7 protein-coding genes are annotated in these 6,073 nt (G+C 70.1%); 5 read left to right on the top strand and 2 right to left on the bottom strand.

Annotated elements, in window-relative coordinates:
- Nucleotides 1-57 precede the first annotated feature (57 nt).
- Together Cco03nite_RS37610 and Cco03nite_RS37605 are read left to right on the top strand one after the other, a co-directional pair.
- A complete protein-coding gene (locus tag Cco03nite_RS37610) occupies nucleotides 58-843 on the top strand; it encodes an ABC transporter permease (RefSeq protein ID WP_239167977.1) in 786 nt (261 codons plus the stop codon).
- 1 nt (nucleotide 844) lies between these two features.
- Nucleotides 845-1,633, top strand: a complete 789-nt coding sequence (locus Cco03nite_RS37605) for an ABC transporter permease (RefSeq protein WP_203698801.1) — start codon at nucleotides 845-847, stop codon at nucleotides 1,631-1,633.
- Nucleotides 1,634-1,734: 101 nt separating this feature from the next.
- Here the strand turns inward: Cco03nite_RS37605 and prfA are convergent, their stop codons facing one another.
- Together prfA and rpmE are read right to left on the bottom strand one after the other, a co-directional pair.
- Nucleotides 1,735-2,823, bottom strand: coding sequence for a peptide chain release factor 1 (gene prfA / locus Cco03nite_RS37600; protein ID WP_203698800.1), 1,089 nt, complete (start codon nucleotides 2,821-2,823; stop codon nucleotides 1,735-1,737).
- An 84-nt stretch (nucleotides 2,824-2,907) separates the two neighbouring features.
- Nucleotides 2,908-3,132, bottom strand: a complete 225-nt coding sequence (gene rpmE / locus Cco03nite_RS37595) for a 50S ribosomal protein L31 (protein WP_203698799.1) — start codon at nucleotides 3,130-3,132, stop codon at nucleotides 2,908-2,910.
- A 184-nt stretch (nucleotides 3,133-3,316) separates the two neighbouring features.
- On the opposite strand from rpmE, the gene Cco03nite_RS37590 reads away from it, so the two are divergent.
- From Cco03nite_RS37590 to Cco03nite_RS37580, 3 genes are all read left to right on the top strand, one after another.
- Nucleotides 3,317-4,408, top strand: coding sequence for an RNA ligase (locus Cco03nite_RS37590; RefSeq protein WP_203698798.1), 1,092 nt, complete (start codon nucleotides 3,317-3,319; stop codon nucleotides 4,406-4,408).
- A complete protein-coding gene (locus tag Cco03nite_RS37585; protein ID WP_239167976.1) occupies nucleotides 4,405-5,310 on the top strand; it encodes a phosphatase domain-containing protein in 906 nt (301 codons plus the stop codon). The genes Cco03nite_RS37590 and Cco03nite_RS37585 overlap by 4 nt, the downstream gene beginning before the upstream one ends.
- A 103-nt stretch (nucleotides 5,311-5,413) precedes the next feature.
- Nucleotides 5,414-6,001 (top strand): Uma2 family endonuclease, encoded by a 588-nt coding sequence (locus Cco03nite_RS37580; protein ID WP_203698797.1) that lies wholly within the window; start codon nucleotides 5,414-5,416, stop codon nucleotides 5,999-6,001.
- The last annotated feature ends 72 nt before the right edge of the window (nucleotides 6,002-6,073 follow it).

Below are 6,073 nucleotides of genomic sequence, written 5' to 3'. Positions count from 1 at the left end.
CTGCGAGCGAATCAGCAGACTCGGTCATGCCGCCGACGAGCGCAGCGAGGAGAAGGCGTGAAACCCTATCTGGGGCTGCTGCGCATGTCGACGCGGCGCATTCTGACCTATCGCCTGAACTCGCTGATCCTGTGGATCGGCGGGGCGACGTTCCTGGCCGGCTCGCTGGCGGTGTGGCACGCGCTGCTGTCCGAGGGCGCGATCGGCGGCTACGACTGGGCCCAGATGAAGGCCTACCTGCTGGTGGGCTGGGCGACCGCGTCCATCGGCTCGGCGTACGGCGACTGGTGGATGGCCTCGCGCATCTTCGAGGGCCACGTGGCCACCGACCTGACCAAGCCGCTGGACTACCAGTGGGCCCGGTTCAGCGAGCACATGGGCGGCCTGGCCACGGAGTTCATCGCGATCGCGGTCGCGGCGACGGCGATCGTGACCTTCACCGGCGGCCTGGTCGTGCCCGGCCCGGGGCAGGCGCTGCTGTTCGCGGTGAGTTTCCTGCTGGTCGCGCCGCTGAAGTTCACCATCGCGTACATCACCACGATGGCCTGCTTCTGGACGCAGAACTTCATGGGCGTCTCCTGGGCCAAGGACGCGATCGTCACCCTGTTCTCCGGCGCGCTGATCCCGCTGGCGCTGCTGCCGGCGTGGCTGGCGGGCCCGGCGGCGGTGCTGCCGTTCGCCAGCATCACCGCCACCCCCGCCGCGCTCTACCTGGGCCAGGCCACCGGCTGGGCGGCGCTGAAGCTGCTGGCCATCCAGGCGGCCTGGGTGCTGGCGCTGTGGTGGGGAGCCCGGCTCATCTGGCGGCGCGCGCTGCGGGCCCTGACCGTCCACGGAGGATGACGTGCGTCGCACGCTGCGGATCTACCGGCGCAGCCTCGGCGCGCACCTGCGCGCGGTGCTGGAGTACGAGGCCGACTTCTGGGTGCTCATCGTCGCCGGGCTGCTGTTCCAGGTGCTCAACCTGATCTTCCTGAGCGCCGTCTTCGCCCACGTGCCCGCCCTCAACGGCTGGACGTACCCCGAGGCGGTGCTGCTCGCCGGGACGTACGGCCTCGTCAACGGCCTCGGCCCGCTCTTCTTCGAGGGCACCTGGCGGCTCGCCGGGAAGATCAACCACGGCGAGCTGGACTACCCCCTGGTCCGCCCCGCCCCCGTGCTCACCCAGGTGATCAGCGCCGGGATCGGCCTGCACGGCATCGGCGACTTCATCGGCGGCGGCGCGATGATCGCCTGGGGCCTGGCCAACTCCGACATCACCTGGAGCCCCGTCCGGGCGGTCGGCGCGCTGATGCTGCTGGCCTCCAGCGCCGCCATCCTGCTCTCACTCATCGTCATCGGCAACGCGGCCTCGTTCTGGGTGGGCGGCAACCACCCCGTCTTCGCGATGACCCTGATCCGCACCGGCGACATGGCCAAGTACCCGCTCAGCATCTACGGCCTGGCCGTCCGCGCCACCTTCACCCTGCTCGTCCCGTACGCCTTCATCAGCTACTTCCCGGCGTCCTGGCTCCTGGGCAAGGAATCCGCCTGGATCGGCCTGCTGACACCCCTGGTCGCCCTGTACTGCGTCTTCCTGTCCCGCCTGATCTTCCGCCTAGGCCTACGCCGCTACGACTCCGCAGGCCACTGACCCCCCCCCCAAGATCGCGACGATCTTGCGAGAACTGTTGGGGATACGGGGCTTTTGCCCGTGTCATACCCACAGTCCGCGCAAGATCGTCGGGGTCTGGGTCAGGCGCGGGAGAGTTCGGTGGAGCCGGCCAGGCGGGCGGCGCGGTCGGCGGTGGTGAGGGCTTCGAGGACGCCGTCCATGTCGCCGCCGATGGCGAGGTCGAGGTTGTAGGCGGTGTAGCCGATGCGGTGGTCGGTGATGCGGTTCTGGGGGTAGTTGTAGGTGCGGATGCGTTCGGAGCGGTCGACCGTGCGGATCTGGGCTTTGCGGGCGTCGGCTGCGGCGGCTAGGGCCTGTTCCTCGGCCAGTTGGGCGAGTTTGGCGCGGAGCATGCGCATCGCCTTGTCCTTGTTCTGCAGCTGGGAGCGCTCGTTTTGGCAGGTGACGACGGTGCCGGTGGGGATGTGGGTGATGCGGACCGCTGAGTCCGTCGTGTTGACGGACTGGCCGCCGGCGCCCTGGGAGCGGTAGACGTCGATCCTCAGGTCATTGGTGTCGATTTCGATCTCGGTGTCTTCTGCCTCGGGCATGACGAGGACGCCTGCGGCGGAGGTGTGGATGCGGCCCTGGGATTCGGTGGCGGGGACGCGCTGGACGCGGTGGACGCCGCCCTCCCACTTGAGGCGGGACCAGACGCCGTTGCCGCCGTCGGGCACGCCGCGGGTCTTGATGGCGACCGAGACGTCCTTGACGCCGCCGAGGTCGGAGTCCTGGGAGTCGAGGACCTCGGTGATCCAGCCGCGGCGCTCGGCGTAGCGCAGGTACATGCGCAGCAGGTCGCCCGCGAACAGGGCGGACTCCTCGCCGCCCTCGCCGGACTTGATCTCCAGGATCACGTCCTTGGCGTCGTTGGGGTCCCGCGGGGCGAGCAGCTCGGCGAGCTTCTCCTCCAGCTCCGGCAGGCGCTGCTCCAGGGCGACCGCCTCGGCCGCGAAGTCGGGGTCGATCGAGGCCAGCTCGCGGGCGGCCTCCAGATCGGCGCGGGCCGACTCCAGCTCGTGCGCCGTCTTGTGGATCGGGGTCAGCTCGGCGAAGCGCCGCCCCACCTTGCGTGCCGCGGCCTGGTCGGCGTGGATCGACGGGTCCGCCAGCCGTGCCTCCAGCTCCGCGTACTCGGCCAGGAGCGCGGTGAGCCGTTCGTTACTCATGTCCGAATCCTCACTCGACAGCGGTAGGACCTGCAACAGCACAACGCCCGCTCCGTACGTACGGAGCGGGCGTCGTCACGACAGCTACTTGGCGTCCTTCTTCTGAACCTTGGCGTACTTGGCCTGGAACTTGGCCACCCGGCCGGCGGTGTCCAGCACGCGCTGCTTGCCCGTGTAGAACGGGTGGCAGGCGCTGCAGGTCTCCGCGTGGATCGCGCCGCCCTTGGCGGTGCTGCGGGTGGTGAAGGTGTTGCCGCAGGAGCACGTGACGGTGGTCTCGTTGTACTGCGGGTGGATACCGGACTTCATAGCCTCGGTCCTTTCGTTTTCATGGGCGCTGGGTCGCTGTCATCACTGCCGGACGCCCGTCCGGACAGCTCGGGCGTGAACCAGTCCCGGTGGCCGACTGACCAGTATGCCATCCGCCCCGATCGCGATCTTCAGCGGCTAACTCGGCTGCGTTTCGCGAGCGATTCTCGTAGCGTCTCCGGCCATGTCCCCCACCACAACAACGACCCTCGCCGCTGTCTTCCCGCCCGACGCCCTGGACCGCGCCATGGCCGAGGGGCTCGTCCGCGCGCAGATCCATCCGGAGCTGCCGCTGACGATCTACAACTACACGGAGAAGTGCACGTACGCGAACGCGTGGGACGAGGTGACACTGGCGTGCCGCGGGTTGATCTGTGATGCCGCCGGGACGGTGCTGGCGCGGCCCCTGGTCAAGTTCTTCAACCACGGGCAGCCGGGCGCGGCCGTGATCGGCCTGGACGAGCCGGTGGTCGTGACGGACAAGGCCGACGGCTCGCTCGGCATCGTCTACGTCACACCGGACGGCCCGGCCGTGGCGACCCGCGGCTCGTTCGCCTCGGACCAGGCCCGGCACGCGACAGCACTGCTGCGCGAGCGCTACCCGGACTGGACGCCGCCGGAAGGGCTGACCGTGCTCGTGGAGATCATCTACCCGGGCAACCGGATCGTGGTCGACTACCGCGGCCTGAACGACCTGGTGCTGCTCGGCGCGGTGGAGATCGCGACGGGGCGCTCGCTGCCGCCGGGCGCGGTGCCGGGCTGGCCCGGCCCGGTGGTGGAGACGTTCGCGTACCCGACGTTCGAGCAGGCGCTGGCCGCCCCGGCCCGGCCGGGCCGGGAGGGCCTGGTCGTGCACGCGCTCGCCACCGACGTACGCGTGAAGATCAAGTACGCGGAGTACGTGCACCTGCACCGCATCGTGACCGGGCTGAGCGCCCGCGGGGTGTGGGCGGCGCTGGGCGAGGGCGCGACGGTCGCCGAGATCGCCGAGCCGCTGCCCGACGAGTTCCACGAGTGGGTCACCGAGCTGGCCACCCGTCTCACCACCGGCCTCGCCGAGCTGGAGAAGCAGGTCGCGCAGGCGCACGACGAGATCATGGAAGGGCTGCCCGAGGGCTGGGTCCGCAAGGACTACGCCGTGATCGCCGGGCGGCACCCGCTGCGCGGCTACCTGTTCGCGCACCTGGACGGCAAGCCGTACCGCCGCCAGCTGTGGGAGGAGCTCAAGCCCGACGGCGACGAGCGACCGCACGGCCGTACCTTCGACGACGAATGACCACGACGGGAGTGAACGCGATGCCCACCCTCACCATCACCCGCGGCCTGCCCGGCTCCGGCAAGACCACCTGGGCCAAGGAACAGCCCGGCGTCCGGGTCAACCGCGACGACCTGCGCCGCATGCTGCACGGCGGCAACCTCGGTGCGGGCTGGGCGGAGCGCCAGGTCACCGTGGCCCAGCGGGCGCAGGTCGAGGCGCTGCTGAAGGCGGGCGCCGACGTGATCTGCGACGACACCAACCTGCGCGCCCGGGTGGTCCGCGAGCTGGCCGAGCTGGCGATCGACTGCGGCGCGCAGGTGACCGTGCGCGACTTCACCGACGTGCCGCTGGCCGTCTGCCTGGAGCGCGACGCGGCCCGGCCCGAGTCCGAGCGGGTCGGCCCCGAGGTCATCGAGGGTATGCACGAGCGCTACCTGGCCGGCCGCCGCGAGCCGCTGGTGCTGCCGCAGCGCGGCCCCCGCCTGGTCTACGAGCCGAAGCCCGGCCTGCCCCGGGCGGTGCTGGTGGACCTCGACGGCACCGTCGCGCTGATGGGCGACCGCAGCCCGTACGACCACACCCGCGTCCACCTCGACCTGCCGCACCAGCCGGTGATCGACGCGGTCCGCGCCCTGCACGCCGCGGGCCACGCGATCGTCTACTGCTCCGGCCGCGTCGACGCCTGCTACGACTCCACCGCCGCCTGGCTCGACAAGCACGTCGGCGTCCCGTACGCGGCCCTGCACATGCGCGAGACCGGGGACCCGCGCAAGGACTCCGTGGTCAAACGCGAGATCTTCGACGAGCAGATCCGCGACACCTGGTACGTCGTCGCCGTCCTCGACGACCGCAACCAGGTCGTCCGCATGTGGCGCGAACTCGGCCTCACCGTCTTCCAGGTCGCCGAGGGCGACTTCTGACCCGCCCCGCCTTCGCCCAAAGGAAGGGCACCTTCTTATCGCTATTGGTAGAGGAAGGTGCCCTTCTTAACATGGATGGACAGACATAGGTCGAGAGGACGAGATGACCAGGCCGTCGCCGAAGGTCGCCCAGGACGGGGCGCACATCACGCTGCCGAGCGCGGTGACGGTCACCCCTGACGAGTACGACGCCCTGCCCCCGGATCCCCGGATCGAGCTCGTGGACGGAGTGCTGCACGTCATGACGCCTCCCACAGCCCGGCACCAGATCGTCATGATGAGGCTCGTCAACAGCCTGCTCCGCCGGTGCCCGGAGCACCTGACCGCGCTGCACGAGCAGGAGATCCGCATCGCCGACGACCACCGGCGCAACCCCGACGTGCTGGTGGTGCGCCAGGACGCGGTGAACCTCGACTGGTTCAGCTTCCCACCGAAGGCCGTGCTGCTCGCCGTCGAGATCGTCAGCCCCGGCACGCAGACCGCCGACCGCAAGCACAAGCCCGCGGAGTACGCCGACGCCGGCATCCCCTGCTACTGGCGCATCGAGCCGCTGCCCGAGCTGGTCGTGCACACCTACCAGCTCGACGAGACCGACGTGTACGAGTCCACCGGCGTCTTCCACCCCGGCGACCTCATCTCCGTCCCCCGCCTCGACTGGGCCACCATCCCCGTCACCGACCTCGTCCCCTGACCGGCCCGGCCCGCCTACCTGGCGCATCTCTTGAAGACTCGCGGCCTCAGAAGCACTCTGAGGCCGCGAGTC

This window comes from Catellatospora coxensis (genome assembly GCF_016862635.1).
Taxonomy (GTDB): domain Bacteria; phylum Actinomycetota; class Actinomycetes; order Mycobacteriales; family Micromonosporaceae; genus Catellatospora; species Catellatospora coxensis.
This window is presented reverse-complemented; position numbering and strand designations above follow the sequence as displayed.